18 protein-coding genes are annotated in these 20,154 nt (G+C 59.5%); 9 read left to right on the plus strand and 9 right to left on the minus strand.

The window, feature by feature from the left end:
• Positions 1 to 1,185: an amidase gene (locus HUS57_RS07560; RefSeq protein ID WP_173932388.1), complete on the minus strand. Its 1,185-nt coding sequence runs from the start codon at positions 1,183 to 1,185 to the stop codon at positions 1 to 3.
• A 546-nt stretch (positions 1,186 to 1,731) separates the two neighbouring features.
• On the opposite strand from HUS57_RS07560, the gene odc2 reads away from it, so the two are divergent.
• Both odc2 and HUS57_RS07570 read left to right on the plus strand, forming a co-directional pair.
• Positions 1,732 to 2,865, plus strand: coding sequence for an ornithine/lysine decarboxylase (gene odc2 / locus HUS57_RS07565; protein ID WP_173932390.1), 1,134 nt, complete (start codon positions 1,732 to 1,734; stop codon positions 2,863 to 2,865).
• Between the two features lie 122 nt (positions 2,866 to 2,987).
• Positions 2,988 to 3,620: an N-acetyltransferase gene (locus HUS57_RS07570; protein ID WP_173932392.1), complete on the plus strand. Its 633-nt coding sequence runs from the start codon at positions 2,988 to 2,990 to the stop codon at positions 3,618 to 3,620.
• Here HUS57_RS07570 and HUS57_RS07575 read toward each other — a convergent pair.
• From HUS57_RS07575 to HUS57_RS07585, 3 genes are read right to left on the minus strand one after another with little or no spacing between them, the layout of a single operon-like run.
• Positions 3,571 to 3,789: a hypothetical protein gene (locus tag HUS57_RS07575; protein ID WP_173932394.1), complete on the minus strand. Its 219-nt coding sequence runs from the start codon at positions 3,787 to 3,789 to the stop codon at positions 3,571 to 3,573. The two genes, HUS57_RS07570 and HUS57_RS07575, sit on opposite strands and share 50 nt — an antisense overlap.
• Positions 3,786 to 4,544: an SDR family oxidoreductase gene (locus HUS57_RS07580; RefSeq protein ID WP_173932396.1), complete on the minus strand. Its 759-nt coding sequence runs from the start codon at positions 4,542 to 4,544 to the stop codon at positions 3,786 to 3,788. Before HUS57_RS07580 ends, HUS57_RS07575 begins: the two co-directional genes overlap by 4 nt.
• The gene (locus HUS57_RS07585) at positions 4,528 to 5,220 is read right to left on the minus strand and encodes a GNAT family protein (protein ID WP_173933201.1); all 693 of its coding nucleotides are present in this window, start codon (positions 5,218 to 5,220) and stop codon (positions 4,528 to 4,530) included. The genes HUS57_RS07580 and HUS57_RS07585 overlap by 17 nt, the downstream gene beginning before the upstream one ends.
• 82 nt (positions 5,221 to 5,302) lie before the next feature.
• Between HUS57_RS07585 and HUS57_RS07590 the strand changes: the two genes are divergently transcribed.
• The 5 genes from HUS57_RS07590 to HUS57_RS07610 all read left to right on the plus strand — a co-directional run bounded on the left by HUS57_RS07590 (position 5,303) and on the right by HUS57_RS07610 (position 12,454).
• Positions 5,303 to 6,475: a pyridoxal phosphate-dependent aminotransferase gene (locus HUS57_RS07590; RefSeq protein WP_173932398.1), complete on the plus strand. Its 1,173-nt coding sequence runs from the start codon at positions 5,303 to 5,305 to the stop codon at positions 6,473 to 6,475.
• Positions 6,476 to 6,568: 93 nt separating this feature from the next.
• Positions 6,569 to 6,934: an arsenate reductase (glutaredoxin) gene (gene arsC, locus HUS57_RS07595; RefSeq protein WP_173933202.1), complete on the plus strand. Its 366-nt coding sequence runs from the start codon at positions 6,569 to 6,571 to the stop codon at positions 6,932 to 6,934.
• A 63-nt stretch (positions 6,935 to 6,997) separates the two neighbouring features.
• On the plus strand, positions 6,998 to 10,105 hold the full coding sequence (locus tag HUS57_RS07600; RefSeq protein WP_173932400.1) for a response regulator: 3,108 nt from the start codon (positions 6,998 to 7,000) through the stop codon (positions 10,103 to 10,105).
• A gap of 11 nt (positions 10,106 to 10,116) precedes the next feature.
• Complete coding sequence (locus HUS57_RS07605; protein ID WP_173932402.1) at positions 10,117 to 10,977, plus strand: CheR family methyltransferase; 861 nt, start codon at positions 10,117 to 10,119, stop codon at positions 10,975 to 10,977.
• Entirely contained in the window at positions 10,964 to 12,454 is a 1,491-nt protein-coding gene (locus tag HUS57_RS07610) for an HWE histidine kinase domain-containing protein (protein WP_173932404.1), read from the plus strand. Before HUS57_RS07605 ends, HUS57_RS07610 begins: the two co-directional genes overlap by 14 nt.
• Positions 12,455 to 12,551: 97 nt before the next feature.
• Here the strand turns inward: HUS57_RS07610 and HUS57_RS07615 are convergent, their stop codons facing one another.
• From HUS57_RS07615 to modA, 5 genes are all read right to left on the minus strand, one after another.
• Positions 12,552 to 13,346, minus strand: a complete 795-nt coding sequence (locus tag HUS57_RS07615; RefSeq protein WP_173933204.1) for a lytic transglycosylase domain-containing protein — start codon at positions 13,344 to 13,346, stop codon at positions 12,552 to 12,554.
• A gap of 249 nt (positions 13,347 to 13,595) precedes the next feature.
• Positions 13,596 to 15,464: an SLC13 family permease gene (locus HUS57_RS07620; protein WP_348640568.1), complete on the minus strand. Its 1,869-nt coding sequence runs from the start codon at positions 15,462 to 15,464 to the stop codon at positions 13,596 to 13,598.
• A gap of 186 nt (positions 15,465 to 15,650) precedes the next feature.
• Positions 15,651 to 16,730, minus strand: coding sequence for a molybdenum ABC transporter ATP-binding protein (gene modC, locus HUS57_RS07625; protein ID WP_173932408.1), 1,080 nt, complete (start codon positions 16,728 to 16,730; stop codon positions 15,651 to 15,653).
• A complete protein-coding gene (modB, locus tag HUS57_RS07630) occupies positions 16,717 to 17,409 on the minus strand; it encodes a molybdate ABC transporter permease subunit (protein ID WP_173932410.1) in 693 nt (230 codons plus the stop codon). The genes modC and modB overlap by 14 nt, the downstream gene beginning before the upstream one ends.
• An 18-nt stretch (positions 17,410 to 17,427) precedes the next feature.
• Positions 17,428 to 18,180 carry a molybdate ABC transporter substrate-binding protein gene (modA, locus tag HUS57_RS07635; protein ID WP_173932412.1) on the minus strand — a complete coding sequence of 251 codons (753 nt, stop codon included), beginning with the start codon at positions 18,178 to 18,180 and terminating at the stop codon, positions 17,428 to 17,430.
• Positions 18,181 to 18,542: 362 nt separating this feature from the next.
• On the opposite strand from modA, the gene HUS57_RS07640 reads away from it, so the two are divergent.
• Both HUS57_RS07640 and HUS57_RS07645 read left to right on the plus strand, forming a co-directional pair.
• Positions 18,543 to 19,451, plus strand: coding sequence for an N-acetylmuramidase domain-containing protein (locus HUS57_RS07640; protein WP_173932414.1), 909 nt, complete (start codon positions 18,543 to 18,545; stop codon positions 19,449 to 19,451).
• A gap of 49 nt (positions 19,452 to 19,500) precedes the next feature.
• Positions 19,501 to 20,142, plus strand: coding sequence for a 2-dehydro-3-deoxy-phosphogluconate aldolase (locus HUS57_RS07645; RefSeq protein WP_173932416.1), 642 nt, complete (start codon positions 19,501 to 19,503; stop codon positions 20,140 to 20,142).
• Positions 20,143 to 20,154: the final 12 nt, after the last annotated feature.

The raw sequence follows: 20,154 nt of genomic DNA on the forward strand, positions 1-20,154 counted from the left end.
CTAACCCTGAAGAATGGCGCCGGCGAGCCGGATGAGCTGCCGGTCGCTGCCTGCGTGAGCAAGGAGCGATATGCCAAAGGGAGCGTCGTGGACCGTGCCAAGAGGAATGGTGATCTGCGGCCAGCCGAGCAGCCCGGCAATGGAAGTGAGCGGCAGCGCCTTTTCCCGGTAGCTCTCAAGTTCCTCCTGATTGGCGATCTTGAGCGGTGCAGCCGAAGGCTGGGAAGGCATGATCACCACCATATCCGGGTCAATTACGGCAGAGAAGGCGTTAGCGAATGCAGCCCGGCGGCGCTGCGCCACGGCTACCTGTTCATCAGTAATGGAGCCTGCGTAGGCGAAGCGCTCCCTTACGCCCGATCCAAGGCGACGATCTTTCTGAGACAGGAAGGGACCATGCACCTTCCAGGCCTCATAGGCCTGGATCTCCTTAAAGCAGGTGAAAAGCTCGCCCGGCTCGCCGGGCAGGTCGACGAAGCATGGCGGACGCTTCCAATGGTCCAGAGCCTGGGAGAGCATGGCGTGATAGGCTGCGCGTTCCTCGTTGCCGAAAAGCAGCGCCTCAAGGGCAGGGATACGCACGGGGCGGGTGAAGGTTTCGTGGTGGGTATCCTCACCCAGAAGCACCGCGCCGACCACCTCATAAAGAGAGGCGTCACGGGCGAACCAGCCGAACGTGTCGAAGGAGGGCGCAAGCGGCATTGCGCCTTCCATGGAAATGCGGCCATGGGTGATCCTGAGCCCGATCAGCCCGCAAAAGGAAGCGGGCACGCGGATGGAACCGTTGGTGTCGGAGCCTATGGCAATATCGGCGAGGCCGCCGGCAACGGCGGCTGCCGAACCGGAAGAGGAACCGCCGGTAGCACGTTCGCGCGCTCTTGGGTTAACCGGCGGGGGGAAGTGCGCGTTCAGCCCGCTTATGGAATAGGTGAGTTCGTCCGTCTGCGCCTTGCCGATAAATCGGGCACCGGCATCGAGTAACGACTGGATTGCCGGTGCGGTCACCACAGCTATGGGGCTCTCGGCCTCCTTGTCCGGATTGCCTCCACCCGTCGGATATCCCGCCACATCGTAATTGTCCTTCACCGCCAGCGTAGCTCCGGCAAGCGGCCCCTGAGCAGCGGAAGCCACGGGGGATTCCGGATAGCCAAGGATGGCGTTCAACGGGTCGCGAGTCGTCGTCATCGCAGCTTCTCCGAGCGTTTCGCTCCGACATTCGGCGCTTCGCGAAATTTTTGCAAGCAAAGCGGAATTATCGATTGATTGTAAAGAGCAGTACGCTTATATCGCGCCTTGCCCAAAGTCGCACGTGCCTGTGGGTGTCCGCCGGACCTCGAAAATGGCGAGGAAACCGGTACGGTACCTGGACCTAACCGCTCCAGTCGATTCTGCGGCCAACCGCAAGATCGAGGACATCTTGAAGCAACGACGGTGCGGGCCTTTCTGGTGTCTGCCGGTTGTCCAAAGACCGGGGTTACTGAAGAGGCACACCTTCATTGCCGGCAGTGCGGAGGGTTTTCCCATCCAAAGCTGAGGCAGACAAAGCGAGCATTCGCCGCCAGGCGGGCGCTCAAAGCAATGCGTACGGCATGTCGTGTTCCCGGCGTCTTCCACCTTCCGGGCACGCGTCACGTCGAGCCGCATCCTTTGTCCACCGCAGGCGGCATGTTCCGCCCGCAGACCTTTGAGCTTCAGGAATCGGCGACCAGAGTGCGCCGATGGAGAGAACCGATGGCCACGCAGCGTATCCTCGACTTTCTCGCCACCCGACGTCCGGACGGCCCCTGCCTCGTCGTTGATCTCGACGTCGTGCGTGAAAACTATCAGGCCTTTGAAAAGGCCCTGCCAGATTCCCGGATCTACTATGCGGTGAAGGCAAATCCCGCGCCGGAGATCCTGCGCCTGCTCGCCTCGCTCGGTTCATCCTTCGACACGGCTTCCGTGGCCGAGATCGAGATGGCCCTCAATGCTGGGGCCTCACCCGACCGCATCTCCTACGGCAACACGATCAAGAAGGAGCGCGACATTGCTCGCGCCTTCGCGCTCGGCATCCGTCTCTTTGCCGTGGATTCGGTCGAGGAAGTTGAGAAAATCGCTCGTGCGGCTCCTGGCTCGCGCGTATTCTGCCGCGTGCTGACGGACGGGGCGGGCGCCGAGTGGCCGCTGTCGCGCAAGTTCGGCTGCGTTCCGGTGATGGCGGTGGACGTGCTGCGCTGCGCAAAGGCGCTTGGCCTTGATGCTTATGGCGTGTCCTTCCATGTCGGCTCGCAGCAGACAAATCTTTCCGCATGGGACGAGGCGCTGGGTGATGCTCGTTTTGTCTTCCAGACGCTTGCAGAGGAAGGCATCACGCTGCGCATGGTGAACATGGGTGGCGGCTTCCCGACCCGCTATCTGCGCGATGTGCCCAGCGCGCAGGCTTATGGCCATGCCATCTTCGAGGCTCTGAAGAAACATTTCGGCAATCGCCTTCCGGAGACGATTATAGAGCCCGGTCGCGGGATGGTGGGCAATGCTGGCGTCATCAAATCGGAGGTCGTGCTGATCTCCAAGAAGAGCGCAAACGACGATGTGCGCTGGATCTATCTCGATATCGGCAAGTTCGGCGGCCTTGCCGAAACCATGGACGAGGCGATCCGCTATCCGCTCGTGACTCCGCGGGACGGCGATGAGACGGCGCCCTGCGTGCTTGCGGGGCCCACCTGCGATTCGGCCGACGTGCTCTACGAGAAGACGCCCTACCCGATGCCCGTCTCGCTCACCATTGGTGACGAAGTTCTGATAATGGGCACCGGCGCCTATACAACCACCTACGCATCGGTCGCCTTCAACGGCTTCGAGCCGCTCAAGGCTTATGTGATCTGACAGCGTCTCCCCTTTTCGGGGAGAGCTTCGCCCTCAGCAGATTCATGCATTCTAGCAAACGCTCCGCGTCCGGGCGTGGCGTTTGCTGCGCGTCACAAAAACCGCTCATCGAGGATCGGGCCATGTCCCACCACGCGACCGCTTCTGCCATAAACACCACCTCGACCGTCGCCCCATCTTGCGAGGAGGCGTCAGCCCGTGCCTTCCAGATCGTGCCCGAACGCCCCGCTGACGTTGCCGCTCGCGAGGCACTGCTCAATCGCGCCATGGGTTTGACGCGCAAGCGCAAATCCTCCGAGAAGCTGCGCCGCGGCCGCGAGCCGGCCGATGGGCTTGCCTTCGTCGCCTATGGCGCCGGCGGGAAGCTGGTGGGCACAGTGCGGCTATGGAACATCCGCCTTGGACGCAGGGGAGCCCCTGCCCTGCTACTCGGACCGCTGGCGGTGGAACCGGCGGCGAAGGGCGTGGGCATAGGCAGCGCACTTATGCAGCGCGCAATCTTCGAGGCAGCAAGGCTCGGCCATCGCGCCATCCTGCTTGTGGGAGATGCTTCCTATTACGCGCGTTTCGGCTTTTCAGCCGTAAAGACTAACCGGCTCGCCATGCCTGGCCCGTATGAGATGGAACGTTTCCTGGCACTGGAGTTGGAAGCCGGCGCCCTGGATGGGGCGCATGGGGTATTGCAGCCGGCAGGCCGGAAGCTGGCTATCCGCCAAGCTCTTCTTTCGACCGCCGCCTCTGGCTGCGCGCCCTGAGCCAGAAGACGAGGAAGAAGGCGATTACGAAGGCCGTAGCCGCGACCCCAGCCGCGATGGCCGAAAAATCTCCCAGCCATGCCATTATACGCGGCATGAAGAGCGCAACGCCCCCGAAGCCGATCAGAATGAGGGCAGCGGCGATGATCGTGTGGCGGTTTTCGTTCATAAGGTCCAGCCGCCGTCTATCGGAATAGCCGTGCCGGTGGTGAAGGCGGACTCATCGGAGGCAAGATAGATGGCTAGTGCAGCAATCTCCGCTGGCCTGCCCACCCTTCCCATGGGCTGACGAGCGACAAACATTTCCATTGCCTTCTCCTTGCCTCCCATGGACCTGCCCATTTCCTCCACCCGCGCTTCCCATGAAGGCGAATGTACCGTGCCGGGGCAGATCGCGTTACAGCGGATATTCTTGTCAATGAAATCTATTGCGACCGACTTTGTAAGTCCGATAACGGCGGCCTTGGTCGCTCCATAGACATAGCGGTTCGGTGCTCCTTTGAGCGAAGACGCGCCAGAGGAAAGATTGATAATGGAGCCGGAGGTGCCCTGGCGCTGCGCCCTTGCGAGCATGCCGGGCAGAAATGCACGTATCGTCCGGTGCATCGATTTCACATTGAGGTCGAACGAAAAGTCCCAATCCTGCTCACTGCAGTCAAGAACAGTGCCATGATGCACAAATCCTGCAACATTGACCAGGATATCAATCTCCCCGACCTGCCCGGCATAAGCTTCCACATCCTTCGACGAGAGAACGTCGAGCCTTGCCTTCTTTGCCTGCCGCAGACCTTCAAGCTTTCCGTAATCAGCATCGCTTGCAAAGACCATCGCTCCTTCGTCAATGAAGGAGGCCGCGATGGCGCGGCCGATGCCCTGCCCTGCGGCGGTCACTACTGCATGCTTTCCTTCAAGCCTTCCTGCCACCTGTCCTCTCCATGAAAACGCCGAGCTTTTTCCGCTGCTGTCCGCCGGTAGAGAAATTTTCGGGGGCGAGCCATAGTTCAATCGCCTCGCGTATCGCCGACCATTCATGATCGAGGATGGCGAACCACGCAGTGTCGCGATTTTCGCCCTTGACCACCATGTGCTGGCGGAACGTTCCCTCGAAACGGAAGCCGAAGCGAATGGCGGCTCGTTTCGAAGGCTCGTTGCGGTCATCGCACTTCCACTCGAAGCGGCGATAGCCAAGGTCATCGAATATATGGCGGGCAAAAAGCAGGAAAGCTTCCGTAGCAAGCCGCGTCCCTGCCACTTGGGGGCCCCAGTAGATGCTGCCGATCTCCGCAACGCCGTTGTCGGCATCGATGCGCATCAGGGCCTGTCTACCGCCGACGCTTCCTGTTGCTGCGTCTATGACTGCGAAGAAGAGGGGATCACGGCTTGCCGACATTTTCTCCAGCCATGGCTGGAAATCTGCGCGGCATTGCGGCGGCTCCTCCCTGAGCCAGCGGAAACGTGCCTGTGCATCGGCAACGCTCGACACAGCGAACAGCCCGTCGCCATGAGCCGCCGTGTCCAGGGGCTCCAAACGGACATAGCGGCCTGCAAAGAGCGCGCGGTCAGGCGCGCTCCGCGGGGCCCAAGATGCCAAGTCCTGCACGTTCTCCACCTCGATTGACCTTTTTGTCACGAAGCTTCACAAATGCGCGAATAGTGCGACAGAACCAGATGGAACTCCAACGATGCTCCAAACAGTGCCCGCCTTCGACCGTCTCGGCGAGGAAAATGCCTTTGCCGTGCTGGCGCGGGCGACCGACCTTGCCCATCAGGGACGTGACATCATCAATCTGGGTATTGGCCAGCCCGATTTCCGCACGCCCGAACACATCGTAGAGGCGGCTGTCAAGGCTTTGCGCGATGGCCATCACGGCTATACTCCGGCGACCGGCATTCTCGCCGCCCGCGAGGCAGTAGCACGCCGTACGCTTGCGATGACAGGCATCGAAGTTTCGCCAGACAACATCATGATCCTGCCTGGCGGCAAGCCGACCATGTACGCAGCCATCGTGATGTTTGGCGCGCCGGGAGTGGATATCCTTTATCCTGATCCAGGCTTTCCGATCTACCGCTCAATGATCGAGTTCACCGGAGCAACACCGGTGCCGGTACCGATCCGCGAGGAGAATGGATTTGCCTTCTCGGCGGAGGAGACGCTGTCACTGATCACTCCAAACACCCGGCTTCTCATCCTAAACTCGCCGGCTAACCCTACCGGCGGCGTAACGCCACGCTCGGAGATCGAGAAACTCGTGAAAGGGCTTGAAGCACACCCGCAGGTAGCCATCCTTTCCGATGAGATCTATGACGTCATGACCTATGACGGGGAGAAAGCCACCTCGCTGCTAGCCTTCCCGGAAATTCGCGAGCGCCTCATCGTGCTCAACGGCTGGTCGAAGACCTGGGCCATGACCGGTTGGCGGATTGGGTGGTCCATCTGGCCGGATCAACTTTATGACAAGATCAGGAAGCTGGCAGTAAATTGCTGGTCCTGTGTCAACGCTCCGGCTCAATATGCGGGGATTGCTGCCATAGATGGTCCGCAGGATGAGGCGGAGAAGATGATGCGGGCCTTCGATGCGCGGCGGAAGATCGTCGTGGAGGGACTGAACGGACTTCCCGGCGTCACCTGTCAGACCCCCAAGGGCGCCTTCTACGCCTTTCCCAATATCACTGCGACCGGGTGGAAGGCTAAGCAGCTGGCTTCCTCACTGCTGGAGGAGGCAGGTGTAGCGCTGATCGGCGGGCCAGACTTCGGGGTGCTCGGTGAAGGTTATATTCGTCTTTCATATGCCAATTCGGAGGAGAACATCCTGCGCGCCATCGATCGGATAGGCAGGTTTCTCGCGGAGAGGTAATCTTGCAGGAAGCGGCTGGGCATTGCAGTCCGGCTGCCGAGCGGCTAGAGCCGTCAATTGGAACGAGCGATACGAAAGCCGGAGCAGAACCAGTTGACCGTTACCATCTATCACAATCCCGCCTGCGGAACCTCCCGCAAGGTGCTTGCGTTGATCCGCGAGGCCGGCCAAGAATTGGAGGTCATCGAGTATCTGAAAAATCCACCCTCCCGAGAAAAGCTTCAAGAACTCATCGCAGCTATGGGAATTGTCCCCCGTGACCTCTTGCGTAGGACAGGCACCCGTTATGACGAGCTAGAGCTCGACGATCCCAAATGGTCGGACGAAGAACTTATCGGCTTCATGCTGGAATATCCGCTTTTGATCAATCGCCCGATCGTCGTCACCTCGCTCGGTGCCAGACTATGCCGTCCGCCAGAAACTGTTATGGACATTCTGCCTTCTAATCTTCCGGATTAAAGAGGTGGTATTTCCGGCCTCTCTTTCTCCTAGAAACTATCTGACCAGCACCGGGCTATTCCCTTGAAGCTTATCGACAAGAGAACCGATCCGCTGCTTTACAGTCTTGCCGCCGTTCTGGTGGTCCTGACGTTCATCTCGGATCTTTTCTTTCCACTTGGTACCGCAATCTGGGTCGTCTATCTGCTCCCGGTGGCTTTGTGCTATCTGGGATCGAGGCCTGAAGTCCCTCTCGTCGTGGCGGCCGTCACGTCTGTGCTCGTGCTCATCGGCTACTTCAGCGCACCCGTCGGCGTGGACCCCGATTTTGCTCGCATCAATCGAGTTCTCGGCGTTCTCACGACATGGATCCTCGCAGGTGCCGGCTACTTCTTCATCGCAAACAAGCTGGCCATACAAAAGCATGAATGGCTTCAGGGTGGGCAGGTCGGTCTTTCCCAGAATATTGGCGGCAACCAGCGGCTTGAGGAACTTTGCCAGAACGCCCTCGCCTTCCTTGCGGAATATCTGGACGCCCAAGCCGGCGCGTTGTACGTGCGCGACGGTCTGGATTTTCACCGTCGCGCCGTCTATGCCGTGCCGGAGAACGCACCGATAGCCGACCGTTTTGCGCCCGGAGACGGCCTGCTTGGCCAGGCTGTCAGGGACAAACGAAGCTTTCTTCTAAACGACGTTCCCGATGATTATCTCTACTTCGGCTCTGGCCTTGGGAGAAGCAAGCCGCGCAGTCTGCTGATCGCTCCTGCATCGGTCGACGGCGATATTAATACTGTGCTGGAACTCGGCTTTCTCGACAAGGCGAGCGATGAGGTCGTCGAGCTTTTACAAAGTGTTTCCGAATCCATCGCTATCGCGGTTCGTTCCGCGCAACACCGCGCACGGTTAAGGGAGCTTCTGGAGGAAACACAGCGACAGGCGGAGGAACTTCAAGCGCAGAGCGAAGAACTTCGCAGCACCAATGAGGAGCTCGAAAGTCAAAGCCGTTCGTTGCAGGAATCTCAAGCAAGGCTAGAGCAGCAACAGGCGGAACTCGAGCAGACCAATGCGCAGCTCGAAGAGCAGACACAGGCCCTGGAACACCAGCGCGATGAGCTTACCCGCGCGCAGGCCGTCCTGCAGCAGCAGGCACACGATCTGGAAGAGGCTAGCCGCTACAAGTCGGAATTCCTTGCCAGCATGTCCCATGAACTGCGGACGCCGCTCAATTCGCTGCTAATCATGGCACGGCTGCTGGCCGAAAATCGCGACGGCAATCTTACCGCTGATCAGGTGATATACGCCCAGACCATCGAGACGGCTGGGAATGATCTGCTCGCACTCATCAATGACATCCTCGATATTTCGAAGATCGAGGCCGGCCATATCGAACTGCAGATCGAGAGCGTGCGGATTGACCAGATGCTGGAGAAGTTGCGGGCGAGCTTCCAGGCACCAGCCGCGGAGAAGGGTCTCGATTTCAGGATCGAGATCACCCCTGGCACACCTGACGAACTGGAAACGGACCCGCTGCGGCTCGAGCAAGTCCTGAAGAATTTCCTCTCAAACGCTATCAAGTTCACCGATAAAGGCGAGGTGGCGCTGAGCATAAGCATTAGGAAAGACGAACAGCTTGCATTTACAGTCCGCGATACTGGAATCGGAATTGCCGAGCACCACCGCGAAGCGATTTTCGAGGCTTTCCGTCAGGCGGACGGCGCCATCGATCGGAAATATGGCGGCACAGGCCTTGGCCTTTCCATCAGCAGCGAGCTGTCCAAGCTTCTCGGCGGTCAGATCGAGCTTGAGAGTGAGGAAGGCAGAGGCAGTGCATTCACCCTGGTGGTTCCCGCGGTCTACCAAGGCGACGCAGCGGAGCTTCCTTCGAATGCGGCTTCGGCCGTCGCTGACACGGGCTACAGGCACCAGGCCGCGCGCACCACTGGGAGAAACGGGGCGCCTGCCCAGCCGAGAAGTTTCGAAGATGATCGTGATCGCCTCACGACCGGCCCAGTGATACTCGTGGTGGAGGACGACCTGGCTTTTGCCCAGATACTCGTGGACCTTGCCCACGAACTAGGCTTTCAGTGCCTTGTCGCCGAGACAGCAGATGAAGGTGTCCTGCTGGCACGCCAATATCTGCCCTCCGGCGTCATTCTCGATATCGGTCTTCCCGACCATACTGGCCTATCAGTCCTGGACAGGCTCAAGCACGACACGCGCACGAGACATATTCCTGTCCACGTCGTTTCTGTCAGCGACTACATGCACACCGCCCTCTCCTTCGGTGCAGTGGGCTACATGCTCAAGCCGGTCAAGCGCGAGGAACTGGAGCACGCACTCAGGAACCTTACGGCTAGACTTACGCCGAGCCTCCGGCGGGTCCTCATCGTTGAAGACGATGCAGCTCAACTCGAAGCGCTCCAGCTCCTTCTGTCTTCCCAGAATGTGGAGACCGTTGCCGCTGCATCGGCGGCCGAGTGTCTTGAGAAGCTGAAGGCCGAGACGTTCGATTGTATGGTGCTCGATTTGAGCCTGCCGGATGCGACGGGCTTTGAAGTCCTTGAGCAACTGAGTGTCGACGAAGCTTATGCCTTTCCTCCCACCATCGTCTACACGGGTCGCGAATTGACCCCTGACGAGGAACTGGGTCTCAGAAAATTTTCCAGTTCCATCATTATCAAGGGAGCCAAGTCGCCCGAACGGCTTCTCGATGAGGTAACGCTTTTCCTGCATCAGATGGTCTCCGAGCTGCCGGAGCAGAAGCGCGAGATGCTCGCCCGCTCGCTCAATCGAGATGCCGCGCTTGAAGGCCGCTGCATTCTCGTCGTCGAGGACGACATCCGGAATGTCTACGCTCTCATGAGTATATTCGAAACGCATGGGGCAAGGGTGGAGATCGCCCGGAATGGCCGCGAGGCACTTCAGGCGCTGAAGCGCGCGGCAAATGGCAGCAGTCCTGCCATCGATCTTGTCCTTATGGATGTGATGATGCCGGAAATGGACGGGTTGACCGCTACGCGCGAGATCAGAAAGCTCAAGGAATGGAAGGGTCTGCCGATTATCATGCTTACAGCCAAGGCCATGCCTGGTGACCAGGAACAATGTCTTGCGGCCGGAGCAAATGATTATCTGGCAAAACCTCTCGATGTCGATAAGCTGCTTTCGCTCGCTCGTGTCTGGATCCCTCGCTAAGTTCGCGTCAGATGACAAAGCCGTCGGAGGAAATAGAGATTGGTTTGCTGCTTGAAGCAATCCGCCAGCGCTATCAGTACGATTTTACAGGCTATTCCGGCGCCTCAATCGCGCGCAGGCTGAAACGCGCGCAGCAATATTTTGGCTGCTCCAGCCTTTCCATGCTGCAGCACAAGGTGATGCACGATCCGAGTATCCTTCCCGAATTGCTGAACCAGCTCACAATCCAGGTCAGCGAAATGTTTCGCGACCCCTCCTACTACCGCGCCTTGCGTGAACAGGTCGTGCCACACCTGAAAACATATCCTTCGCTGAAAGTATGGGTTGCCGGGTGCGCCACCGGTGAAGAGCTTTACTCGCTCGCCATCCTTTTTCGCGAGGAGGGCCTTGCCGAACGGACTATCTTCTACGCGACCGATATTAACCCGGACGCACTTCGAAAAGCGGAGGCTGGTATCTATGAGCTCGACCGCCTCCCGCTTTTCACTGAAAACCATCGGAAGTCCGGCAGCGCGGTGTCACTGTCAGAATATTACACGGCAGCCTATGGTGCGGCTGTTTTCGACAGGACATTGCGGGCAAGGACCGTCTTTGCAGAGCACAATCTCGCCTCGGATGCCGTGTTCGCGGAGGTAAACCTCGTCTCCTGCCGTAATGTGCTCATCTATTTCGACCGAGAGCTTCAGGACCGCGCGGTTGGCCTGTTCAAGGATTCGCTCATACATGGCGGCTTCCTCGCGCTTGGAACCAAGGAAAGCCTACACTTTTCCAGTCACGGCCAAGAGTTTGGCCCGTTCGTGCAGCAGGAGAAGATCTACCGGAAGACGCCGCATGATGTGCTTGCCCGAAAGGTAAACCATGCAGCCGCTTGAGAATGTCAAATTCCTACTAGTGGACGATGTAGAGGAGAACCTTCTGGCTCTGGAGGCGCTTCTCAGGCGCGACGGCCTAGAGATGTTCAAGGCCCGTTCCGGCCGGCAAGCTTTGGAGATGCTCCTCGTCCATGATTTTGCGCTCGCCATCTTTGATGTTCAGATGCCCGAGATGGACGGGTTCGAGCTTGCGGAAGTCATGCGCAGCACGGAGCGCACATGCAAGGTGCCGATCATCTTCCTCACCGCCGTTGCGACAGACGAAAGACGCCGCTTCCGTGGCTACGAGGCAGGAGCGGTCGATTATCTGTTGAAGCCGGTCGATCCGCAGATGCTGCGAAACAAGGCAGAGATCTTCTTTGAGCTTGCCCGGCAGCGGCAGGAACTCGCGCGACAGCGCGATGAGTTGAGCCGCAGTGCCGAAAGACTGGCCGGCACGTTGAGCCTCCTTCAGGCGCACACTGACAATTCTCCTTTGGCCATCGTCGCCTTCGATTCAGACTTGCGGTTAGGCTCATGGTCGAAGGGCGCCGAGCGCATGTTCGGCTGGAACGAGGAGCAGATGCTGGGGCAGCTTGTGAAGGAATCAGGCTGGCTCCATGAGGAAGATGCGACGCGACTTGGCGCGGTTGCGGCGGAACTTCTCGACCGTTCAGGCCCGGCCAATGTCTTCCCTTGCCGGAACTATACCCGGGAAGGAAATGTGATCGAAAGCGAGTGGTACATCTCGGCGGTAGCTGATTCGCGGGGCAAGCTCGTTTCCATCAACGCCCAGATTCTGGATGTAACCGAGCGCAAGCGGGCGGAAGCCACGCAGCAATTGCTAATTGGCGAACTCAACCACCGCGTAAAGAACACGCTTGCCACCGTGCAGGCCATCGCAACCCAGACACTGCGCCACGCAAAATGCCCAAGTGATTTTGCGGCAAGCTTTTCCGGACGCCTGCAGTCTCTGGCGCATGCTCATTCGCTGCTAAGCGACGCTAACTGGCGCGGCGCCAACTTGATCAAGCTGGTTCGCGACCAGCAGAATCTGAGGGCGATAGAGGAAGGCAGGTTCATCGTTTCCGGTCCGGAAGTGCACCTGCCGCCGCAGCTTGCATTGCATCTTGGTCTTATCCTCCACGAGCTCACAACCAATGCCCAAAAACACGGTGCCCTCGCATTTCCCCAAGGCTATATCGAACTTAGCTGGGTGCTCGACGGTGAAGTACTACGGCTGAACTGGGTTGAGGCTGGCAGCGTTCTTGCCGAAGAACCGACGAAGCGGGGCTTCGGCTCCAGCCTGATAGAACGTAGCGCTTGCGCGGAAGGCGGGACCGCCCAGATGTCCATCAATCCCGATGGCATTTCCTGGGAACTGAGCTTTGCCATCTCGCAACAAAATGCATATCGGACGGCCACTCACAGCAAGTCATCTGTGAAGGGGCTGGAACGGCGGTACATACGCGCCGAAGCCGAACCGGCCGCCGATTAGCCGAAGCATTTCCGGGCGGCGGGCGCGCTTCCGCAAACGCCGCTACGGTCGTGCCAGGCGCCACCGAATAATGGCTGACCGCGACGAAGGGTGTTCCTCACCTGTTGCGCAATACGACGCAGGCTCCCCCTGCACTTCGGAGTTCGCCACAGAGACGATCTGCCTCCGCGCGCGATTCGGCGCCGACTCGTACGGCAAAAAGGCCGCTGCGCCCGCGCGGAGACCGGACCCGACTTACGACTGGCTCGTAAGCGGAAAGGACTTCCGGCATTTGCCGCCGCAGCCTATCCCACATCCGGATGGCTACTTCGCGCCGGAAATGTCCTGCTACCTGAATGCCCCAGGGCTTGATCGGGATGCTTGCCATAGCGGAAATCGCGCTTGCTGAGACCGGAAGCTTGCGACAGGCCTCGCCGAACGGTTCTTCCGAATCCAGGGGCGGAACATCCACTCTTCCGGTGCTGCCGACGAAAAGGTCCGCCGGCTGGCCGAGAATATCCAGAACGTAGTTCTCCGTCTCCAGGGGAAGGAAGCCTCCGCTGGCCAGCCATCGGGAGACGCGAGCTTCGCCAGCATTATAGGCCGCCGCCGCAAGGCCAAGATTGCCGAACGACTTTTCAAGCTCGGATAGATATTTGGCCGATGCGGCTATGGCCTGCTCTGCGTCAAAAGCATCACGCAGGCCGCGCGCGGCTGCTGTCGCCGGCATGAACTGAGCTATTCCCTGCGCGCCTTTTGGGCTGACCGCATTGGGATTGAAAAGGCTTTCCTTCCAGAGCAGACGGGCAAGGAAATGAGCGGGAAGATCGTTGAGCGCGCTATGCGTCTCGATGAGCGAGCATATGCTGGCAATGTAACCGCCAGCCTCTGCCGCTCGCGAGTTTTCCGGCATTGGATGAAGCGCCGCCAGGATGACAGCCAGAAGAAATGTCCGGAGCTTTTGCGCTTGTCCCCGCAGATAGGCCCGCATCTCTCCACTTCGCACTCAGGAAGCTTCGCACTCAGGAATATGCCAGTCTGCCCTCCTCACCAACACACAGCTGGTAAAAGCAAGAAGCGCGTTCAAGCTATAACAATGGCAGCGTCCGGCAATCTTGCCAATCAATAAAGGCAGCGCTTCATTTGTTCCCTGACGAACAGACTATTTCAAGGGGAAGAAGTAGGCGATCGCCAGAACGCTTGCCATTCCGGCGATGAGATTCATGGGGATGCCAATCTTCAGGAAGTCGGCAAAGCGATAATCGCCCGCGCCATATACAAGCGTGTTCGTCTGATAGCCTATGGGAGTGGCAAAACTGGCACTGGCTCCGAACATCACCGCCACGACAAAGGGGCGCGGATCTATGCCCAACTGCTGGGCCAGGCCGATCGCGATCGGCGTGAGAAGCACGGCCACGGCATTATTCGTCACAAACTCCGTGAGCAGCGAGGTGATGAAATAGACAGCAATAAGAGTTGCGAAGGGTGGCATGTCCGAGAGAAGAGGCGCAACCGAACCGACAAAGAGTTCGATACCACCTGACTGTTGCAAGCCTTCCCCCACCACCAGCATGGCCAGGATAAGAATGAGGATCGAGGCATCGAGAGAAGCCCACGCCTCGTCAGCATCGATGCAGCGCAGGAGCAAGATGCCCGCTACAGCAAGAAGCGCCAGTACACCGATGGGAGCTACTCCATAGGCGGAGAGCAGCACCACCGCCACCAGTGCACCCACCGCTATCGGCGCCTTGCGCCGGCGAAAGGCTCTTCCACTCGGGCGCGTTATCGTAATGAGGTCCGCTTCTTCCGACAGCGCGTCAAAGCCCGTGGCCGAACCTTCGAGAAGAAGCTTGTCCGCCGGCCTGAGGCGGACATTGTCCAGATCCGGCCCTGGAATATGCCTGTGCCGGTGGGCGCCAAGCACCCGCACGCCAAAACGGCTGCCAAGAGTGAGATCCGCTATTCGCTGGCCTGCAATGGAGCGGTGCGGCGCCACCACCGCTTCCACAACGACGGGATCGGACGTGCTTGCCAGCCCGCGCCTCCTGCCTACCCGCAGGTCCTCCCGCTCGTTAAGGGTGAGCAGTTCCGACGTGGTGGCCATGACGATGAGCGTGTCGCCCTTCTTGAGTGTGCGCTCGGCAATATTCGAGCGGATCACCTCACTGCCGCTCTTCAGGCCAACAATGCGCAGGCCGGGACGCTGGAATGCAGCAATCTCCGCAATGGGCTGACGCGTATAGCGGCCTTCGGAGCGTATCGTAATCTCGGAGAAGAACTCGGATTCGCCACCCGCCGCCTCGCTGGAGGCACCACGGTCGGGAAGCAGAAAACGCCCGAGGACAAGGAGGGTAATGATGCCCGACAGCGCCACGACAATTCCGACCGGCGTAATTTCAAATATCGAGAACGGCTCCATGCCGTTGGCACGGGCGACACCATCGACAAGCAGATTAGTCGACGTTCCGATCAGGGTGCATGTGCCACCCAGGATCGCGATGTAGGAGAGCGGGATGAGGAGCCGCGTTGGCGCGATATCAATTGTACCGGCAATCCTGATCACAATTGGGATCAGGATCAGAACCACGGGCGTATTGTTCATAAAGGCAGATGCGGCGAGGGCTGCCAGGATGAAGATGGCCAACGCCAAGAGCGGGTGTTCCTTGGCATGCACGACTAAAGCATTCGATACTGCTTCCAGAACGCCTGTGCGCACCAGAGCGCCGGACAGCACAAACATCGCAGCGATGGTGACGGGAGCCGGATTGGCGAGCACCTCCATGACTTCGCCGACTGGAACAAACCCCAGCAGCATAAAGGCTGCGGCTCCCCCAATGGCTGTTACCTCGGGAGGATAGAGTTCAAGAACGAAAACTGCGAAGAGGGCCACGAGCAGCGCAAGCGCAATGTAGGGCTCATAGCCGGAAAGGAATACTTCCATACGGTGCCACGCTGCCGTCCGGTGCCAGACGCGGACATCTAACCTGCCGCACCCTAGCCAGCCACAGCAAATATGACCAGCAGGAATTATTCCTGTGTAAAATTGGCGAAAGGGTTGGAGCGGGGCGGCACTTGGCCGCCCCTGTTCGAACCTGCTTGGGAGGAGGAAAAGCCGATTCGACTGAAATCATCATCGGCTCAAAAGGTTAAAAACTCGTTAATTTTGCAATCTTAGCGCGATATCCTTTCCACAAGAATACAACCTCACGGACGTATTCTAATCCGCGCGGAGGAGCCTTCCATGCTCGACCGACACCACCTTCACCAACGCAAAAACAGGCTTACCGGCAACCAGGCCAAGCGCATCGGCCGACTTGGATGTGACCCGGGAAACAATTCTTTCGCTGCCCACCGAAACCGTGACCTCGGCGAAGGTGCCGAATCGCTCCACCGTTTCGATTGTCCCGGCTAACTGGTTGCGGATAGACAAGCCTGCTTGAGGCGTTATGGCAATCGCCACGTCGGAAGCGCGAATCCTAAGACGCACATGGCTGCCTACGGCAAGAGCATCTTCCGGCAGTTCAATGGTTGCGCCGCCCGCCATGGCCGTTATCGTACCGTAGCGCTCATCCCGTTCCGTCACCCGGCCTTCAAGAATCGAAACCGGCTCGCCGCCATCCTGTCTGTCATGCCGGAGAATCTCTGCCGGGGTGCCGATTGCGCGCACCTTACCTCCCTCAACCGCCACCACGCGGTCAGCCAGTTGGGCCACCTCATCGGTCTCATGGCTGACGTAGAGGATGGGGATGCGCGCCTGGCTTGCTACGACTTCCAGATATGGAAGGATATCAGCCCGGCGTTCCCGGTCGAGGGAGGAAAGCGGTTCATCCATGAGCAGGATTTCAGGCTCCGCGAGCAGAGCCCTGCCGATGGCCACGCGCTGCCGTTCGCCGCCGGACAACGTCGCGGGATGGCGATTCAGGTGCTTTTCAAGGCCAAGCAGCGCAACCACCTCGTCAAAGCGGCGCTCGCCCCGCCGCCCCCCAGCCCAGCGCGCATAGGTGAGATTGCGACGCACGGTCATGTGTGGGAATAAGCGCCCCTCCTGGAAAACAAAGCCGATACCGCGGGTGCGCGGTGGCAGATCGACGGCTGCATCGGAATCAAAGAGTACCCGGCGGGCGGATGATATCCGTCCCCTTTCGGGTCGGACCGTACCTGCAATCATCTTGAGGATAGTGCTTTTTCCTGCGCCTGAACGGCCGAACAGCGCCGTCACTCCCGGTCGGGCGCAAAACTGGGCTACAATGGTGAAATTGCCCACCCTGCCAGAAATGTCGACTTCAAGGATTCCCATCGTTCAGCCTTTTAGCCAGGCTCCGGGCCACCCATTCCGAAGCGAGCACAGCGCCCAGCGCCAGTACAATGGAGAGCAGGATGAGGCGCAAGGCCGCCGCATCCCCTTCGGGGCTTTGCAGAAGCGCATATATGGCGAGGGAAAGCGTCTGCGTCTCACCGGGGATGTTTGAGACGAAGGTTATGGTGGCGCCGAACTCACCCAACGCTTTGGCAAAGCCAAGAACGGCTCCGGCAAGGAGCCCGGGCAACGCCAATGGAAGGGTGACGGTCAAGAAGACCACCATTCGATCCGCGCCGAGCGTCGCCGCCGCTTCCTCAAGCCCCTGATCGACCGCTTCCAGCGAAAGGCGAATGGGTCGTACAATGAGCGGGAAGGCCATGACGCCGGCGGCAAGTGCCGCTCCGGTCCAGCGGAAGGCAAAGGTGAGGCCGAAGAGATTCTCAAATAGTTGTCCAAGCGGCCCGCGTGCGCCGAAGAGCAAAAGTAGGGCGAAGCCGGTGACAACAGGCGGTAGAACGAGAGGCAGCGCGACCAGTCCCTCCAGAAGCGCCCTTCCCGCAAAGCGCCGCCGCGCGAGCAGCCAAGCCACGGCAAAGGCAGGAACCAGCGAAAATGCAATCGCCGCCAGCGCCACCTTTGCGGAAAGAAGAAGTATGTCGATTTCCACGCCGCTCATCAGGTCCCTGCCGCGCAACTAACTGGGTGGTAATGGCGTAAAGCCAAGTTCCCGGAATATTGCCTCAGCAGCCTTTCCAGACAAGAAATCCAGGAAAGCCGACGCCCCTGTGCTGGTGTGTGGCATCACAGCGGCGGCAGGATAGACGATGGGCGGGTGCGAGTTGGGCGGAAAGGTGTAGATTCTGAAGAGGCCCGGCGCCGCATGCAGGTCGGAGCGGTAGACAATCGCGGAGGTGACCTCACCACGCCGCGCAAGCTCCAGCACCACACGCACATTTTCGCCGAATACGGCGTGCTTTCTTACATTCTCCCAGAAGCCGAGGCTGGAAAGAGCTGCTTGCGCATAGCGCCCGGCGGGCACGTGGGACGGGTCACCCATGGCAAAGCGTCCTTCCGCAAGAATGGTTTCCGGATCGGCCTTCTCGTGAAATGGTCCGGCAGCCGCGATGACCAGCGCATTGGCTAGGACGAGCCTTCGGCTATCGCGGTCGATCAGGTCGCGTTCGGCCAGATAATCCATCCATTCCTCATCCGCCGAGATGAAGATATCGGCGGGAGCCCCGGCTTCGATCTGGCGCGCAAGTATGGAGCTTGCTGCGAAAGATATGACCGTTTCGACGCCTGTTTCCGCTTGAAACGCCACGGCGATACGGTCCATGGCTTCCTTCAGGCTGGCTGCTGCGAAGATCGTTACGCGATCGGCCGCGAAAGCAGCGTTAGTCTCAAGAACTCCAAACAGAATAAGGAAGATTATGACGAACTTTCTCATCACATGCCTTCAGAACCACGCAGAAGGTGGCCTTTGTGGAAACAGGACGTGATGGTGGACGGCACCGCATCCGCGCCCCGGATGCGCCTTCGACCTTGACCCTGAGGCGGCCAACACAGAGCCCCCGACATGCATCAAAGCGTGCCATGCATGACGCGGTGTAACTTTAGTCGTCCATGGGGAGGATTGGCAAGCCACCTGGTGCCCCCTGTTGCCGCCCTGCTGCCGCCACCACATGTTTCCCGCCGCGCAGGAAACGCTTGACGATTGCGCATCAACGGCTAGGGGCGGCGATATGCGGGGACTTATCCCCGCCGCCACGAGGCAAAGGAGAATGAAGGGAACCATCGGAGGCTTCTTTCATGATTCCAACTGAAACCGCTGCCCTCATCTCCCACCTTGCTTTGAAGGCCAGACTTGAACCCGCCACCCTCCTCGCAGTGGTCGAGGTGGAATCGGCAGGCAGGACTCACGCCGTAGTGGATGGAAGGAAGGAGCCGTTGATCCGGTTCGAGGGTCATTATTTCGACCGCCGCCTCTCTCCGGAAAAGCGGGAGGCAGCACGTCGCGCCGGGCTTGCAGCGCCAACGGCCGGTACGATCCGCAACCCGACGGCGCAGCCGGCTCGTTGGCACATGCTGGAACGCGCAGCGGAAATCGATAAGGCGGCCGCCTACGAAGCCACCTCATGGGGAGTTGGCCAAGTGATGGGCGCGCATTGGGCATGGCTCGGATATGGAAGTATTGAGGCGCTGGTGGAAGAAGCGCGCAGCGGGCTCGACGGCCAACTCCGTTTGATGATGCGCTATATCGAGAAGGCAGGACTTGCCGAAGCATTGCGGCGGCGCGACTGGACGGCCTTTGCACGGGGCTATAACGGCCCGGCCTACGCCCGCAACGGTTACCATCTGCGCCTCTCATTGGCTTACCGGCGTTATGCGCGAACGGAGTCCTCCGTTACCAAGGTCGACCAGCCATCAGTTCTGCTGCGTAGCGGGGACAGAGGCGAAAATGTCCGCCATCTGCAAGGGCTGCTCTGTGCGCTCGGGCATCCTGTTGTACAGGACGGCATCTTCGGGCCTGAGACCAGAGGGGCAGTGCTGACTTTCCAGCGCAGACACGGTCTTGCGGCGGACGGTATCGTTGGCCCGCTCACCTGGACCGCAATTAACGACAATCTGCCCGCAAAGCGGATCATGCACTTGATACACGATCTTGGGAGGCGTATCCGGCAAGGTGCAGCGGCGCTGTTAATGCGCTGGGGGATTTGAATTCCAGCGCGTAATCCGCTTAAATCGCGGGACAAGCTTGGAGCCCGCGATGAACACGAAGACCGAACGCCTTCTGCAGATCCTCTCGGGCCAGCCGGTAATCCCGGTCCTGCGGATCGAGCGTGCGGCCGATGCAGTACCGCTGGCGCGGGCGCTGGTCAGAGGCGGGCTGCCTGCCATTGAGATCACGCTGCGCACGCCCGGGGCGCTCGAAGCAATCCGCATTGTGACAAATGAGGTGCCGGAAGCTGCTGTCGGGGCGGGCACCATCCTTTCCAGCAAGGACTTTGAAAGTGCTGAGAAGGCTGGCGCCCAGTTCATCGTCTCACCTGGAGCAAACAGAAACCTGCTCACGGCCGCCAGCCAGTCCGCTCTGCCCTTCTTGCCCGGAGGTGTGACGCCGAGTGAGATCATGGCCCTCCGGGATGAAGGCTATGAGATCATCAAGTTCTTCCCCGCAGAGCAGGCGGGAGGCATTGCATATCTGAAATCGCTTGCTTCGCCGCTGCCAGGGATGCGCTTCTGCCCGACAGGCGGAATATCGTCTTGGAACGCAGCCGACTATCTGTCTTTGTCAAATGTGGTGTGTGTAGGCGGCTCGTGGGTTGCGCCCGAAGCATCGCTCGCAGCGGCCGACTGGGACAAGATCGAGGAGCTGGCGCGCCAGGCCGCTTCCCTACGGACCGGTTGAAGCGGAAAGCTT

This window comes from Chelativorans sp. Marseille-P2723 (assembly GCF_902809845.1).
In the GTDB taxonomy this organism is placed as follows: domain Bacteria; phylum Pseudomonadota; class Alphaproteobacteria; order Rhizobiales; family Rhizobiaceae; genus Chelativorans.